The organism is Mesorhizobium sp. M1423 (assembly GCF_040317575.1).
GTDB lineage: Bacteria > Pseudomonadota > Alphaproteobacteria > Rhizobiales > Rhizobiaceae > Mesorhizobium.
The window spans coordinates 82,522-97,778 of record NZ_JAMYKU010000016.1 but is presented as its reverse complement, the minus strand read 5'-3'; the positions used below and the strand labels follow the sequence as shown (position 1 = coordinate 97,778).

General features: G+C 62.2%; 16 protein-coding genes. 4 read left to right on the top strand and 12 right to left on the bottom strand.

All coding sequences use genetic code 11. From position 1 onward, the window contains the following. Window positions 1-169 precede the first annotated feature (169 nt). Genes mmsB through NKG95_RS20440 form a run of 3 tightly spaced genes read right to left on the bottom strand, consistent with a single transcriptional unit; the run spans window position 170 to window position 2,689 of the window. Window positions 170-1,054, bottom strand: a complete 885-nt coding sequence (gene mmsB / locus NKG95_RS20450) for a 3-hydroxyisobutyrate dehydrogenase (RefSeq protein ID WP_352484536.1) — start codon at window positions 1,052-1,054, stop codon at window positions 170-172. Between the two features lie 48 nt (window positions 1,055-1,102). Next, the gene (locus NKG95_RS20445) at window positions 1,103-1,471 is read right to left on the bottom strand and encodes a four helix bundle protein (protein ID WP_353005435.1); all 369 of its coding nucleotides are present in this window, start codon (window positions 1,469-1,471) and stop codon (window positions 1,103-1,105) included. A 51-nt stretch (window positions 1,472-1,522) separates the two neighbouring features. Next, on the bottom strand, window positions 1,523-2,689 hold the full coding sequence (locus NKG95_RS20440; RefSeq protein ID WP_353042186.1) for an isobutyryl-CoA dehydrogenase: 1,167 nt from the start codon (window positions 2,687-2,689) through the stop codon (window positions 1,523-1,525). A 137-nt stretch (window positions 2,690-2,826) separates the two neighbouring features. On the opposite strand from NKG95_RS20440, the gene NKG95_RS20435 reads away from it, so the two are divergent. Beyond that, window positions 2,827-3,441 (top strand): dimethylsulfonioproprionate lyase family protein, encoded by a 615-nt coding sequence (locus NKG95_RS20435; protein WP_353042184.1) that lies wholly within the window; start codon window positions 2,827-2,829, stop codon window positions 3,439-3,441. 1 nt (window position 3,442) lies between these two features. Next, on the top strand, window positions 3,443-4,912 hold the full coding sequence (locus tag NKG95_RS20430; RefSeq protein ID WP_353042182.1) for a cobyric acid synthase: 1,470 nt from the start codon (window positions 3,443-3,445) through the stop codon (window positions 4,910-4,912). Here the strand turns inward: NKG95_RS20430 and NKG95_RS20425 are convergent. The 3 genes from NKG95_RS20425 to NKG95_RS20415 all read right to left on the bottom strand — a co-directional run bounded on the left by NKG95_RS20425 (window position 4,909) and on the right by NKG95_RS20415 (window position 6,512). Further along, the gene (locus tag NKG95_RS20425; protein WP_353042180.1) at window positions 4,909-5,331 is read right to left on the bottom strand and encodes a VOC family protein; all 423 of its coding nucleotides are present in this window, start codon (window positions 5,329-5,331) and stop codon (window positions 4,909-4,911) included. The two genes, NKG95_RS20430 and NKG95_RS20425, sit on opposite strands and share 4 nt — an antisense overlap. Before the next feature lie 73 nt (window positions 5,332-5,404). Then, entirely contained in the window at window positions 5,405-6,232 is an 828-nt protein-coding gene (locus NKG95_RS20420; RefSeq protein WP_353042178.1) for a helix-turn-helix domain-containing protein, read from the bottom strand. A 109-nt stretch (window positions 6,233-6,341) separates the two neighbouring features. Beyond that, the gene (locus NKG95_RS20415) at window positions 6,342-6,512 is read right to left on the bottom strand and encodes a hypothetical protein (protein WP_023676480.1); all 171 of its coding nucleotides are present in this window, start codon (window positions 6,510-6,512) and stop codon (window positions 6,342-6,344) included. Between the two features lie 193 nt (window positions 6,513-6,705). Between NKG95_RS20415 and NKG95_RS20410 the strand changes: the two genes are divergently transcribed. After that, window positions 6,706-7,137, top strand: a complete 432-nt coding sequence (locus NKG95_RS20410) for a TerB family tellurite resistance protein (RefSeq protein ID WP_352495961.1) — start codon at window positions 6,706-6,708, stop codon at window positions 7,135-7,137. Window positions 7,138-7,294: 157 nt separating this feature from the next. On the opposite strand, the gene NKG95_RS20405 is transcribed toward NKG95_RS20410, so the two are convergent. The 6 genes from NKG95_RS20405 to NKG95_RS20380 form a co-directional block, all read right to left on the bottom strand. Continuing rightward, complete coding sequence (locus NKG95_RS20405) at window positions 7,295-7,624, bottom strand: immunity 53 family protein (RefSeq protein WP_353042177.1); 330 nt, start codon at window positions 7,622-7,624, stop codon at window positions 7,295-7,297. 254 nt (window positions 7,625-7,878) lie between these two features. After that, complete coding sequence (locus NKG95_RS20400) at window positions 7,879-9,501, bottom strand: ABC transporter ATP-binding protein (RefSeq protein ID WP_353042175.1); 1,623 nt, start codon at window positions 9,499-9,501, stop codon at window positions 7,879-7,881. Then, window positions 9,498-10,367, bottom strand: a complete 870-nt coding sequence (locus NKG95_RS20395) for an ABC transporter permease (protein WP_353042173.1) — start codon at window positions 10,365-10,367, stop codon at window positions 9,498-9,500. Before NKG95_RS20395 ends, NKG95_RS20400 begins: the two co-directional genes overlap by 4 nt. Next, a complete protein-coding gene (locus NKG95_RS20390; protein ID WP_353042172.1) occupies window positions 10,364-11,311 on the bottom strand; it encodes an ABC transporter permease in 948 nt (315 codons plus the stop codon). Before NKG95_RS20390 ends, NKG95_RS20395 begins: the two co-directional genes overlap by 4 nt. Before the next feature lie 255 nt (window positions 11,312-11,566). Further along, on the bottom strand, window positions 11,567-13,045 hold the full coding sequence (locus NKG95_RS20385; protein ID WP_352844340.1) for an ABC transporter substrate-binding protein: 1,479 nt from the start codon (window positions 13,043-13,045) through the stop codon (window positions 11,567-11,569). A gap of 130 nt (window positions 13,046-13,175) precedes the next feature. Beyond that, on the bottom strand, window positions 13,176-14,465 hold the full coding sequence (locus NKG95_RS20380) for an acetylornithine deacetylase/succinyl-diaminopimelate desuccinylase family protein (RefSeq protein ID WP_352908303.1): 1,290 nt from the start codon (window positions 14,463-14,465) through the stop codon (window positions 13,176-13,178). 222 nt (window positions 14,466-14,687) lie between these two features. On the opposite strand from NKG95_RS20380, the gene NKG95_RS20375 reads away from it, so the two are divergent. Continuing rightward, window positions 14,688-15,116, top strand: a complete 429-nt coding sequence (locus tag NKG95_RS20375; RefSeq protein WP_023719972.1) for a L,D-transpeptidase — start codon at window positions 14,688-14,690, stop codon at window positions 15,114-15,116. The last annotated feature ends 141 nt before the right edge of the window (window positions 15,117-15,257 follow it).

Sequence of the window (15,257 nt, the reverse complement as noted above, 5' to 3'; positions counted from 1 at the left end):
GAAACTTACGGGCTCCGGTACGCGAGACCTGATCCGGAGCGCCGGGCGGATGTCCGCCTCGCAATCCGTTTTAAACGCACATCGTTACTGCAGGGTTAGCAAGAGCTTAAGCAAACCTAAATTTGCCGACTTTCCGCTTTGGGCAGATCGAAAACTATGAAATTTGACCTTACGCAGGGTCACCGCGCAGGAAATTGATGATGCCGGAAAAATCCGCGCCGGCATTGCCTTGTGCGTTGAACAGCGCATAGAGCTGGGCTGCCTCGGCGCCGAGCGGCGTTGCCGCACCGACGCTCTGTGCGGCCTCCTGCGACAGTTTCAGGTCCTTCAGCATCAGTGCCGCTGCAAACCCGGGCTTATAGCCATTGTTGGCGGGCGATGTCGGCACAGGGCCGGGCACCGGGCAATAGGTGGTCAGCGACCAGCACTGGCCAGACGAGGTCGAGGCGACGTCGAACAGCGCCTGGTGCGACAGGCCGAGCTTTTCCGCCAGCACGAAGGCCTCGGCAACGCCGATCATCGAAATGCCCAAAATCATGTTGTTGCAGATCTTCGCGGCCTGCCCGGCGCCGTCGTCGCCGCAATGAACGATGCGGCCGGCCATTGGCTTGAGGATCGGTTCGGCCTTGGCGAAGGCGTCCTTCGAACCGCCGGCCATGAAGGTCAGCGTGCCGGCCGCCGCACCGCCCGTCCCGCCGGAGACCGGCGCGTCGATCGTCAGCAATCCGTGCTTGGCCGCGGTGGCATGGGCCTTTCGTGCCGACTCGACGTCGATGGTCGAGGAATCGATGAACAACGCGCCTTTTTTCGCCTTGGCCGCGATGTCTGCGTAAACCGACAGTACATGCTTGCCGGCCGGCAGCATGGTGATGACCGCATCGGCATCCTTTACCGCCGCAACGGCATTGGCCATGATGACGACGCCGTGCTCCCTGGCGATGACGAGGTTTTCCGGCACCAGGTCGAAGCCGTGCACGGCATACCCGGCCTTGACCAGGTTGGCGGCCATCGGATTTCCCATATTGCCGAGGCCGATGAAGGCGATGGTGGTCATAATGGCACTCCGCGGTTTGGGTAAGGCAGGCAGTAGGCAGTAGGCGACCTATTCGGGCGCAAGTTTGCTAATAAGTTGGCGAAGCATTTTTCCGATGCCCTCGGTCGCTAACGGTACGTGATAAGCTTGGTCATGCGTGGCAAGGCCAATGCGTTCAGCGATCTCAAGGTGTGTCTCGAACTCCTTCAACGATCCTTGGGCTATCCTGAGAAATTGCTGATAGGAGCCTCTGTTGTCTCGACCATAACCTTCCGCGATGTTTGCAGGAATAGAGGTTGCTGAGCGGCGAATTTGGCTGGTCAACCCATACAATTCTTCTTTTGGCCATGCCTTGGTCAAGGAGTAGGTGGTGACGGCCAGATCCATCGCCTGCTGCCATACGATAAGATCCTTGTACGAATTGATCTTGCCGGTCATCTTCCTGCCTACTGCCTACTGCCTACTGCCTACTGCCTACTGCCTACTGCCTTACCGTACGATCAGCGCGCGAGCGATGATGACGCGCATGATCTCGTTGGTGCCTTCGAGGATCTGGTGGACGCGCAGATCCCGTACCAGCTTCTCGATGCCGTAATCGTGCAGATAGCCATAGCCGCCATGCAGCTGCAGGGCGTCATTGGCGACGTTGAAGCCGGTGTCGGTGACGAAGCGCTTGGCCATTGCCGACCATTTTCCGGCATCCGGCGCCTTGCGGTCGAGCTTCGAGGCGGCGGTGTAGAGGAAGATGCGCGCTGCCTGCAGTTCGGTCTCCATGTCGGCGAGTTTGAACTGCAGCGCCTGGAATTGGTTGATCTTCGACCCAAAGGCCTTGCGCTCGGCCGTGTAGGCGAGCGCCTTGTCGAGCGCCGATTGCGCGCCGCCGAGCGAACAGGCGGCGATGTTCAAGCGGCCGCCGTCGAGCCCGGCCATGGCGATGCCGAAGCCGGCGCCTTCTGCCGACAAAAGGTTTTCCGCCGGCACCTTGCAGTCCTCGAAGACGACCTGGCGGGTCGACTGCATGTGCCAGCCCATCTTGTGTTCGTTGGCGCCGAAGGAAAGGCCGGGCGCATCGTTCGACACGACGAAGGTGGAAATGCCTTTCGGCCCGTCGGCGCCGGTGCGCGCCATGACGACATAGAGGTCGCTGTCGCCGGCACCGGAGATGAACTGCTTGGCGCCGTTCAGCACATAGTCACTGCCGCTTTTGACCGCGCGCGTCTTCAGCGCCGCCGCATCCGAGCCCGAGCCCGGCTCGGTCAGGCAGTAGCTTGCCAGCCATTCCATCGAGGTCAGTTTGGGCAGGAAGCGCCGGCGCTGCTCGTCGCTGCCGAAGCGGTCGATCATCGATGCTGCCATGTTGTGGATCGAGATGAAGGCGGAAAACGTCGGATCGGCACGCGAAAGCGCCTCGAAGATCAGCACGGCGTCGAGCCGGCCGAGCCCCGAGCCGCCGACATCGTCGCGGACATAGATGCCGCCAAGGCCGAGCGGGCCGGTCTCGCGGATCACGTCGGCGGGGAAATATTTGTTGCGATCCCAGTCGAGTGCGTTCGGCGCCACACGATCGGCGGCGAAGGCCTCGGCCATCTCTTGGATGGCGCGCTGGTCCTCGTTGAGTTCGAACTGGCTGGTGCCCGCATCGACAGCGGCGTCCATGGCGTGCTCCCTGATGTTTCCGGCCTGCTGGCCTGTCGTTTTTGGCTTTGCGCGCCGTCCAATCTAGACCAATGATGCCGCCGCGCAACCCGACCGTCTGCGCAGCCGCTGTGTGCGAATGCGCTTTGGAGCAAAGTGTGACGACAAATTTCGACGAACTGCTTGGACGCTTCCATGCCTATCTCCAGGCGTTCGATGATGCGCTGGTGCGCGACGCCGTGGCCCGAATCGGCTGGGACATGCCAAGCCGGCCGCTCGAACCGCATGCACTGCCTTGTCTGGTCCAGCTCGACCGTATCGTCGAACTCGCTCCCGCTGCGGCCAAGCCGCTGGTTCGGCTGGTTGCGGAGCGTCGCGGCGATCTGCACTGGGGCCAGACCTACAGCGAGGCGGATTTCGGCAAGACATTCATCGACAACTACGGCTGGCTGGAGGTATTCGGCACGCGCGGTCATTTCGTCAATGAAGAGGTCGCGGCCGGCCTGCTGATCCTTGGGCCCGACATCGTCTACCCCGATCACCACCATGTCGCGGAGGAGATCTACGTCCCGCTTACCGGCGGCACCGAATGGCGCATGGGCGATGGCGGTTTTCGCCTTCGAGCGGCGGGCGAGGTGATCCACCATGCCTCTGACGTCAGCCACGCCATGCGCACCGGCAAGGAGCCACTGATGGCGCTCTATCTCTGGCGCGGCGGGCCACTGGCAGCCAAGTCGACGATCACCGGAACCGTTGCGCAGGGCAGGGACTGATATGGCCAAGGCGATCATGCTGCAGGGCACGGGTTCGGATGTCGGCAAGACGGTGCTCGTCGCCGGTCTTTGCCGCGCGGCGAAGAAGCGCGGCTTGAAAGTGCGGCCGTTCAAGCCGCAGAACATGTCGAACAACGCGGCTGTCGCCGATATTCCAGGCGTTTCAAGCGGCGGTGAGATCGGCCGCGCGCAATGGCTGCAGGCGATCGCCTGCGGCGTGCCGCCGACCATCCACATGAATCCGGTGCTGCTCAAGCCGCAGACCGATGTCGGCGCTCAAGTCGTCGTGCAGGGCAAGGTGTTCGGCGAGGCGCGGGCGCGCGACTACCAGGCGCTGAAGGGCCGGTTGATGGATGCGGTGCTGGACTCCTGGGCGAAGGTCGGCGAGGGCGCCGATCTGGTCATTGTCGAGGGCGCCGGCTCGCCGGCCGAGATCAATCTCAGGAGCCGAGACATTGCCAATATGGGCTTTGCGACGCGCGCCGGCGTGCCGGTGATCCTGGTCGGCGATATCGATCGCGGCGGTGTCATCGCCTCGGTCGCTGGCACCCATCTGATCCTGCCGGAGGAGGACCGGCGTATGATCGTCGGCTACCTCATCAACAAGTTCCGTGGCGATGTCTCGCTGTTCGATGACGGCATCGAGGCGATCGAAAAATTCACTGGCTGGCGCTGTTTTGGCATCGTGCCGTGGCTGAAGGCGGCGGCGCGGCTGCCGTCGGAGGATTCCGTCGTGCTCGAACGGCTGGCGTCCGGCCAGAGGCGCGCGCTGAAGATCGCCGTGCCGGTGCTCCCGCGCATCGCCAATTTCGACGACCTCGACCCGCTCAAGGCCGAACCGCAGGTCGAGGTGGTGTTCGTGCCGCCTGGCCAACGCCTGCCGCAGGATGCAGGGCTGGTGGTCATTCCCGGCTCAAAGTCGACGATCGGCGATCTCGTGAAATTCCGCGAGAATGGCTGGGACCGCGACCTTGCCGCGCACAGGAAACGCGGTGGCCATATCGTCGGTATTTGCGGCGGCTTCCAGATGCTCGGCCATAGCGTGCGCGATCCCGACGGCATCGAGGGCAGCGTTACCGAGACGCAAGGCCTCGGCCTGCTCGACGTCGAAACGGTTATGGAGTCGGAAAAGACGGTGCGCAATGTCAGCGCGCGCTCGGTGCCGTTCGATCTGCCGCTCGAGGGCTACGAAATCCATCTCGGCCGCACCACCGGTCCCGACACGCTGCGGCCATCCGCCGTTATCAACGGCGTCGATGACGGCGCCATCTCCGCCGACGGCAAGGTGCTGGGCAGCTATATGCACGGGCTGTTTTCCGCGGACGCCTTCCGGGCGAAATTCCTCGAAAGCCTCGGCGTCAAGGGCGGCGGCATCGACTACCGCGCCGAGGTCGAACGGGCACTGGACGAGATCGCAGCCGAACTGGAAACCCACCTCGACTGCGACGCGATTTTCGGGCTGGCGCGTTAGCTGGCGGCTTCGTCAGCCTTCGGCCAGTAGGTGCCGAACGACCAGACATTGCCTTCCGGATCGCGGCAGATGAATTCGCGGCTGCCATAGTCGCGGTAGGTGAGCTCTTCCAGAATCTCGGCGCCGGCGGTTTTTGCCCGAGCGTATGCCGCGTCGGCGTCAGCGACCGCGACATAGATCGACTTGCCGCCGCCCGAGCCGGGCGCGCCGACCATCTTTCCATAGGCATCGTCGCGGGCCGTGCCGAGCATGATGATCGAGGAGCCGAATGTGAGTTCGGCATGGTGCACCACGTCGCCTTCGCCATAGCGGGTGCGGACGCTGAAGCCGAAGGCCTCGCACAACCAGTCGATCATTTTGCCGGCATTTCTGTAGCGCAGCGCCGGGTAAAGCCGCGGTGCTTCGGTGGTGTTCGGCATGGCTGATCTCCTTCGCTGTGTTGGTCGATCAACCCAGTCTGGGCGAAGGCCGGTCGCGCGTCTTGAAGAAATGTTACCTCACGGCGACAGTCGTCGGCGTCACGCCTGCGAGGTCGCGAAACTCGCGCACCAGATGCGCCTGGTCGGCATAGCCGCAGTCGGCGGCGATGTCGGCCCAATCGCTGTTGGCCTTTCTCGACAGGCAAAGCGCGTGGTTGAAGCGGACGATGCGCGAGAGCGTCTTGGGTCCAACGCCGACCGCGTCCGAAAATTTTCCGGCGAGATGCTTGCGGCTCCAGCCAAGCTTTTCGGCCAGCGTCGAGATGCGGGTCCGACCACTCGTCGAGACGATCGTCTCATAGGCCCAGACAATTTCGGCTTGAGTGCCGTCTGTGGTTGCCAACCGGTCGGCGACGAAGGCCTCGGCGATGGCAAAGCGTGAGCTCCAATCCGGCGCATTGCCAAGCCTTTCGCGAAGCGCGACGCCTCCAACGCCGAGCACGTCATCCAGGCCGACCATGCGGTCGGTCAGTTCGCTCATCGGCCGGCCGAAGAAGCGACGAGCGCCGAGCGGGGTGAAATTGATCTGCACACAGCAGGCGCCGCCGAAGGATTCGATCACCACCGGCCCGGCGTAGAGGCCGGCGGCAAAACTGGCGAAGCGGTCATTGTCGCCGGGGTCCCTGCCGAGCCCGATGGCAAAGGGTTCGGCAAAGCTGATGACCAGCGGCACGGTCAGCGAGGCATATTCGATGACACGGAAATGGCCTGGCATGGTTTCGCGAAAGCCGCACATGTCGGTGACGGCGCCTTGAAGCCGATGACTGGGCGCGCGCCGCACCATCTCGAACCGATCGAGCCCTGGGCTGTCGTGGCGGCTGCCGTCTTCGCTGGCGGGCATGTGCTTCCCTCGTCCAGGAATTCTAACAGACCATCCTGCAGAATCAAAAGCGGCCCGCGTTTTGGCGGGCGCGGCGAGTTTCCAGTGAATAAGAATTGTCTGGACGTGTTTAAGCGCCGCGCATCAGGCAGCCGGCGGCCAGCACGATGTAGGCGATGACGACAATCCACGCGGCATTCAAAGGGATAAACGCAAGAACGCCAAGCGCGGCGAGAACGCCGATGATGGCGATAACAAGGGATATGATGAAAATAAGCTGGGTAGGCGCACTGAGATTCATGTTCGGTCCCTCCTCAACATGATTCGTACAACGGCATACTATCAGTCGCGCGGTCACACACCAATGCGCGCGCAGCGGGGCTTGCCGGATCGGCCAGCAGTTTTCCGGCGAGAATATGGCCGGTTCGACTATGCGCACCCCGTTTGCGCCAAGCCGATTCCGCGCTACCTTCCCGACGAATCGGAAGGGGCTGATGGCGATGGGATTGCTGGACCAGATACGCTCGATCTTCGACGGCGATCCCGGCGTGCGCAAGGTGGCGGACGATCCGGTGCTGTCGGCGGAATTGCTGATGCTGTTCCGCATGATCCTGGCCGACGGGTCGGTCAGCGAGAGCGAAATGACCGCCTTCAGGCGTATCTGCCGGGACGCCTTCGGCATTCCCGAAACCAGCATCGACAGCGTCATCGAGTATCTCAACGAATTCGGCTACGAGACCAACGGCTCGCAAGCCATCGCTCAGTTTCGCGACCTCGATGTCGAGCGGCGCAAGCTGCTCGCCCGTCACATGGCCGAGATCGCCAAGGCCGATTCGCAACTTGCCGGAAGCGAGATGCAGCTGTTGCGCCGCACCCTCGACCTGCTCGACATCAGCCCGGCCGATGTGGTGAAGCCGCAAGACTGAGTCATCGGCTGACTGCTGACGTTCTGAGCGTCATTTTGTCTGTAATAGGTCATCCTCCAGGATAACCTGTCACAGAAATTGCCGTGTCTCACTTATGTGGTGAAGTCCAGCACTGTCACCGTAGTTCCCCGTTTTGTACATCTAGCGAAAAAAATCTTTAGGCATCTAATTGCTCTATTAACCTTTGCGTATCCATCGCAAACTTTTTAAACTGTTCGATAATCTTCGACAAGTTCCTTGCTCCTCCAAATCCCTTGAAAGTACCATCCTTTACTGTTACAAAAAACCAATCTATTTCGTCGCCATACTGAAAGCTTACGTCTGTAAACTTTCTTCCATAGAGCTGCGTCCCGTGCAAATCTATTGAAACTTCCCATCCAGGGTTGTCGATCGTATCAATTTTTATCCCGTATTGGTGTTCCCAATCGCCGTTGCACTGCCCTTGGTACCACTCCTCTAACCACTCGATCATTGATAGGTCGACCATTAGCCCCTCCTGTTAGTCGTTTGGAACAGAAGGAGGTTTATCGCCTCCTTTGTTGGGATTTGGCTTTACAGGGTCCCGACGCCCCGTTTCGCCGCCTCCTTAGCCATTCTAATGTCCGCCATTGTTGCCGGTCGAATCCTTGCTTTCTTTGTGGCTAGACTCGACACTCCGCTCGCCTGATTGACCGCGATCGGTGTAGTTTTCACGTGAGGGGGTAGGTATGCTTTGTGGATCAAGCCGTGCCACGAAGCTGCTCACCCCTGTTCCTGCAGCCTTTTCGCAATTGCCCGATGCAAATCGGGAGCGGCGGCGACCAGCGCCTTGGCGGCTTCGGATTGCGGGTGGTCGAGCACTTCGCTCGTCCTGCCGCGCTCGACGATCTTGCCGTCATGCATGACCATCACTTCGTCGGTGATGGCGCGGGCGACGGTCAGATCATGGGTGATGAACAGATAGGCGATGCCGAGTTTCTGGTTGAGTTCGGCGAACAAATCGAGGATCTGCGCGCGGATCGAGACGTCGAGCGCCGAGACCGGCTCGTCGGCGACGATCAGCTTCGGCCGGGTGATGATGGCGCGGGCGATCGACAGGCGCTGGCGCTGGCCGCCCGAAAACTCGTGCGGATATTTGTCCATGTCTTTAGGCGACAGGCCGACCTCGTGCAGCGCATGCGCCACCATTTCGCGCCGCGCGGCGGGCGCCGGCTTCTTCTCCAGCACATGCAGCGGCTCGGCCACCAATCTCTCGACCTTCTGGCGTGGGTCGAACGAACCATACGGGTCCTGGAACACGACCTGCATGTCGCGCCGCGCCGGCTTCAGCTCCGCCTCGCTCTTGCCGGTGAGGGTGTCGCCACGGAAGCGGATCCCACCGGCCGTCGGCTTGTCCAGCGCCAGGACCATGCGGGCGAGCGTCGACTTGCCGCAGCCGGAGCGCCCCACGAGCGCCACCGACTGGCCGGGCGCCATCGAGAAGGAGACATCGTCGACGGCGCGGATGGGAGCTGCCGGTTTCAACAGCGATATGCGCCGTCCGGGATAGTCCCGCGTTACGTTCGCTACCTGAAGCAGCGGTTTGGCTGATCCGCTGTCATGCGTGCGGGCTCGCGCCGGCAAATGCATCGAGGCCTGCGCCAGTTGGCGCGTGTAGGGGTGAAGCTGTTCGGATAGCGTGCGGGCCGTGTCGCCGGCCTCCATCACCTCGCCATGGCGCAGGATGGTGATGCGGTCCGCCATCTCCGTCACCACGGCGAGGTCGTGCGAGATGAGCAGAAGACCCATGCGGTTTTCCGCTACGAGGTCGCGCAGAAGGTCGAGGATCTGCGCCTGCAGCACCACGTCGAGCGCGGTCGTCGGCTCGTCGGCAATCAGCAGCTTGGGTTTCAGCGCACAGGCAATGGCAATGACGACGCGTTGGCGCTGGCCGCCGGAGAGTTCGTGCGGATAACGCGACAGCGGGAATTGTGCTGCCGGCAGGCCGACCCGGTCGAGCATTTTTCGCGCCCGTTCCTCGGCGTCGGCGCGGCTTGCCCTGGTGTGCCAGCGAATACCCTCGGCGACCTGCTCGCCGATGGTCTTGACCGGATTGAGCGCCGTCATCGGCTCCTGGAACACCATGCCGATATCGTCGCCGCGCAGCGCGCACATCTGGTCCTCGCTGGCGGCAAGGATGTCGATGCCGTCGAAGGTGATGCGTCCGCTGGTGTGCGCCGCCCAGGGCAGAAGCTGCATGACGGTGAGCGCCGTCATCGACTTGCCGGAGCCGGATTCGCCAACGAGCCCCATCACTTCGGCCGGCGCGACGGAAAGTTCGATGTCTCTGAGGATACGGGTGCTGCCGATGGTCAGCGACAGCTTGTCGATTTCGAGCAGGCTCATCGCTGCCGCCGCGATTTCGGATCGAGAATGTCGGCAATGCCGTCGCCAAGCAGGTTCAGGCCAAGCACGGTGACGACGATCGCCATGCCCGGAAAGATCGCCATCCAGGGCGCCACCACCATGCGGGTCTGGGCGTCGAACAGCATGCGGCCCCAGCTCGGCATCGGCGGCTGGGTGCCCAGCCCGACATAGGAAAGCCCGGCTTCGGCCAATATGCCCAGCGCGAACTGGATGGTGCCTTGCACCAGCAGCAGCGTGGCGATGTTGGGCAGCACATGTTCGATGCTGATCAGCGTCCTGCTTTTGCCGGCGGCGCGGGCGGCGAGGATGAATTCGCGCGGCCAGATCGCCAGGGCGCCGGCCCGGGCGACGCGCGCGAACACCGGGACGTTGAAGATGCCGATGGCGATGATGGCGTTGAACGCGCCCGGCCCGAAGATGGCGGTGATCATGATTGCCGAAAGCAGCGCCGGAAAGGCGAAGACCAGGTCGTTCAGCCGCATCAGCACGTCGTCGGCGATGCCGCCGCGCGCCGCGGCAAAGGCGCCGAGCGGCACGCCGATGCCCATGCCGATGCCGACCGCCACCAGCGCCACGGCGATCGAGTTGCGGGCGCCGACCATGATCATCGACAGGATGTCGCGACCGAAATGGTCGGTGCCGAACCAGTGCGCCAGCGATGGCGCCTGGGTCTTGTCAGAAATGACCAGCTTGGTGACATCGTAAGGCGTCCAGAAGAAGGACAGGATCGCGACCGCGGCCACCAGCGCGGTGATGACGAAGCCGGCGAGGAACGAACGGTTTCGAAACGCCCTGGCCAGGATGCCGGCAAGGTTCTCGTCGGGGATGTCGATATGCAGCGTCATTGCCGGCCTCTCAGGCGCGGATCGACCACCGCATAGGAGAGATCGACAACGAAATTGACGACGATGACAGCGGCGACCAGCAGCATGACGACGCTCTCGACCACGATCAGGTCACGCTGGTTGATCGCCTGGAACACCAGCCGCCCGAGGCCGGGCAAATAGAAGACGTTTTCGATGATGATGGTGCCGGCAAGCAGGAAGGCGAATTGCAGGCCTAAAATGGTGACCACCGGGATCATGGCGTTGCGCAGCGCATGCCGCCACAAGACAAGGCGATAGGGCAGGCCCTTGGCGCGGGCGGTTCGGATGTAGTCCTCGTTCAGCACTTCGATCAGCGCCGAGCGGGTGACCCGGGCAAGGATAGCCGCCTGCGGCAGAGCGAGGGCGACCGCCGGCAGGAGCAGCGATTTCAGCGCCGGCCAGACGCCGGCGCTCCAGCCGGGAAAACCGCCGCCAGGCACCAGCCGCAGCCAGACGGCGAACAGATAGATCAGCATCAGCGCAAACCAGAAATTGGGCACTGCAACGCCAAGCTGGGCGGCGCCCATCGCGATCGTGTCGCCGGCCCGGCCGCGCCGGCTGGCGGAGAACAGCCCGACCGGGATGGCAATGACGGTGGACAGCGCCAGCGCCATCAGCGCCAGCGGCAGCGAGACGACGAGGCGCTCGCGGACCAGATCGATGACCGGCACCGAATAGGTGTAGGAACGGCCGAAATCGAGGCTCAGCAAGCCGCCGGCCCAATGCAGATAGCGGAGCACGACGGGAGCGTTGAGGCCCATCTGATTGCGCAGCAATTCGATCTGGTCGGCGCTGGCGTTCAGGCCAAGCATCAGCCGTGCCGGGTCGCCGGGAATGATCTCCAGCACGGCAAAGACCACCATCGAGGCCAGAACCAGCGTGACGACGGCGATGGCGAGGCGCTTGAGCAGGTAGGCGGTCATGGACGTTGAGGAACCGCTGTGTTGCCGGACGCAAAAACCGGGCGAAGCTTGCGTTCCCGCCCACCCCCCTCTGTCCTGCCGGACATCTCCCCCTCAAGGGGGGAGATTGGCAGTTTCCACGTTGACACTGTCCTTGCAACGCTAGTGGTTAGCGAAAGCGGCGATGAGGGCTCAATCTCCCCCCTTGAGGGGGAGATGTCCGGCAGGACAGAGGGGGGTGTGACGGAGTGCAACTTTCGCCCTTCTGTCAGCGGCTCAATCCGTCCACTTCACCTTGGTCAGGTCGTTGGCCTGGATCGGGGCGTTTTCCCATAGGCCTTGCAGTTTGGCGTCCCAGACGCCGACCTTCGGCAATTCGTAGAGGAAGCCGACCACGGCGTCGTCGGCCAGGACCTTCTGCGCTTCGCCGAGCAGCGTCATGCGCTTGGCTTCATCGGAGGTAAGGTTCAGCTCGTCGATGATCTTGTCGAAGGCCGGATTGTCGTAGTTGAAATAATAGTCCTTGCGCGAATAGATATCGATGTCGTTGGGCTCGGTATGGGAAACGATGGTCAGGTCGTAATCCTTCTTGGTGAAGACCTGGTCCAGCCACTGCGCCCATTCGACCGGGATGATCTCGAGATCGATGCCGATTTCGCGAAGCTCGGAGGCGATGATCTCGCCGCCAAGCCGCGCATAGGAGGGCGGCGGCAGCTTCAGCGTCGCCTTGAAGCCATTCTCCAGGCCGGCTTCCTTCAGCAACTCCTTGGCCTTCTCTACATTGTGCGGATAGAGGCCGGTGAGGTCGACATAGGCCTTGCTGGCGGGCGACATATGCGAGCCGATCGGCACGCCGAGCCCGGCCGAGGCACCGTCGATGATCGCCTTGCGATCGAGCGCAAAGGAAATCGCCTGCCTGACCTGCAGCTTGTCGAAGGGCGGCTTCTTGTTGTTGATCGACAGGATGGTTTCGCCCTCGGTCGAGCCGATCACCACCTTGAAGCGCGGGTCGTCCTTGACCTGGGCGACACTGTCAGGATCGAAGAACGGAAAGGCCTGGATGTCGCCGGACAGCAGCGCCGGAACAGCAGCGGCGGCATCCGGAACGATGCGGAACTCGGCCTTGTCGAGAAATACCGGGGCGCCCCAGTAATTGTCCGACTTGACCAGCGTGATCGATGAGCCCTTGGCCCAGCTCTGGAACTTGAACGGGCCGGTACCGATCGGCTTTTCCTTGTTGGTGTCGGCTGTCTCAGGCGCGACGATAACCGCGTCGCCCCAGCCCATATTGTAGAGGAACGAGCCTTGCGGGTTCTTCAGCGTGACCGTCACCGTCGCGGGATCGACGACCTCGACCTTGTCGATGGCGGCGAACAGGCCCTTTTGCGCGTTGACGGAATTGTCGGCGCGGGCACGATCGAGCGAGAATTTCACGTCGTCGGCGTTGAAGTCGCTGCCATCATGGAATTTCACGCCTGTGTGCAGCTTGAAAGTGTAAACCTTACCGTCGTCGGAAATGCTCCAGCCTTCAGCGAGATCGGGCAGCACTTCGCCATTCGGGCCGATGCGGGTCAGGCCCTCGAAGACGTTGGCATAGAGCACCTCGTCGATTGCCGCGGCGGCACCCGCGGTCGGGTCGAGATGCGGGGGTTCAAGCGTAATGCCGATGACCAGGTCGGTGCGCGCGGCCATCGCCGAGGTCCCGGCGGCCAACGCCAGCGCCGCAGCGGCCAGAATGGTTTTCCACAATTTCATCGTGCAACTCCCCATATCTAAAACACGTGCTCAAACCCGGGCGGATAGAAGCGTGAATTCGCCGCCGAGTAAATTGCGTTTCGTACCGTCCGCCGCCGCCGGGAGGAATGTTTTTCCGCCCATAGCCGGATCATCGCGGGCCGGCGCTCCTCAGCAGAACGCCGAGGCCGATGGCCATCACCTTTGCCGAGTCCAGCATATCGGCAATGCCGACCCATTCGTCGGGTCGGTGGGCAAGGTCGAGAATACCCGGGCCATAAGCGATGCAGTCATAGATGTGGCCGATGCGGGCGATGTGCTTCTGGTCGTAGGTGCCCGGCGAAATCACATAGTCCGGCTCGCGGTCGAATATCTCCATGATGCCTTGCGCGACCGCCTTCACCACCGGTGCGTCGCGCTCGGTCATCAGCGGCAGCACTTCCATCAGATCGCGGATTTCGTAATCGAATTTCTTGCGCTCGCGCTTAAGCCGCTCGAGGATATCGATCACCTCGCTCTTGACCGTGCCGAGATCCTCTTCGAGCAGGAAACGTCGATCGATGGTCAGCCGGCAGGAATCGGGCACGTTGGGCGAGGGCAGGCCGGGCCGGAAATCCTCCGTCTGGCCGCCATGGATCGAGTTGATGTTCATGGTCGAGCGTTTTGCGCCTTCGGGCACGACCGGCATGCGCGTCATCTTGCGGTCGAGCGCCGGAAACAGCTCATCCTCGAAGGCCCGCAGCACGGCGCCCATATGGCGCACCGCGTTGTCGCCGAGGAACGGCATCGAGCCGTGCGCGATCTCGCCTTTGGTCTCGATCTCCGCCCACCAGACGCCGCGATGGCCGAGGCAGATGCGGTCCTTGTTGAGCGGCTCGGGAATGATGACGTGGTCGACCTTCGGCCTGGAGAAATAGCCGAGCTTGGCCAGATGGGCGACACCGCCAAAGCCGCCGGACTCCTCGTCGACCGTGCCCGAAATCTCGATAGCGCCGGGAAAATCGGGAAAGACCTCCATGAAGGCTTCAGCGGCGATGATCGAGGCGGCAAGCCCACCTTTCATGTCGCAAGCACCGCGGCCATAGACCTTGCCGTCCCTGACGATGCCGGCGAACGGATCGAGGCTCCAGCCGTCGCCGGGCTCGACCACGTCGATATGCGAATTGAAGTGCACGCAAGCACCCGGCGCGCGGCCATCGAAGCGGGCGACGACGTTGACGCGCGGATAACGGTCAGTGTCGCCGGGCGTGCCTTCGGCACGGATGAATTCGATCTCAAAACCGCGCTTCTTCAGCCGCGCGCCGATAAATTCGGCACACGGCCGATAGGCTTCGCCGGGCGGGTTGATGGTCGGAAAGCGGATCAGATCCGCGGCCAGCGCAACCAGATCATCGGCTCGGTCATCGATCGCCTTGAGGAGCCGTTCGTTCGGTTCGTTCATTCGGCGAATTGAGCAGCGGATGAGGCGGTTTTGCAAGCCCGATGGCGAATTGCGAGGCGATTGCGTGTCGTTACGGCAACTATTGCGGGAAATCGTTCAAATTCGCTGCTTTGGATTGGTGAAATCGTCAGGGAGTAGGTGTTAGCTCGCTGGCTTGCCATCAAAATGCTGGAGAACAGCGTGAGGGCAGGCAGGCAAGGGGCATCAAAGGGGTTTGATCGCATGAAAAACACTGTTCTCATGGCAGCAGCATTGGTAGCGATGCTGTTCGGTTCGTCGTTCGAGGGCCGGGCGGCCAGCCTGGTCGCGAACATTGATATTTCCTCACAGACGATGACGGTAAGATACGGGCTTTCGTATTACCGGTGGAGCGTTTCCACCGCCCGCAAAGGCTACATCACGCCGCGCGGCAGCTATCGTCCGCAGCGGACGGCCAGGATGTGGTATTCGCGCAAATACGATATGTCGCCGATGCCCTATTCGGTGTTCTTCCGCGGCGGCTATGCCATCCACGGCACCGGTGCCGTCCGGCAATTGGGGCGCCCGGCATCGCATGGCTGTGTGCGCCTCCACCCCAGCAACGCCGCGGCCTTCTATTCGATGGTGCGCAAAGCCGGCTTCGGCAACACGCGGATCCTGGTGACGAATTAGGCCTGTCACTGGGCCCGAAAATAAAAAACCCGCCGGAGCGGCAGGTTCGTCGGCGCCAAGTAGCACCATACCGAAATTAGTAGCATAGCTGCCGGCACAAAGCAAGAACAAAATACGTCAGTAGCGGAAAATGTTTGCTAT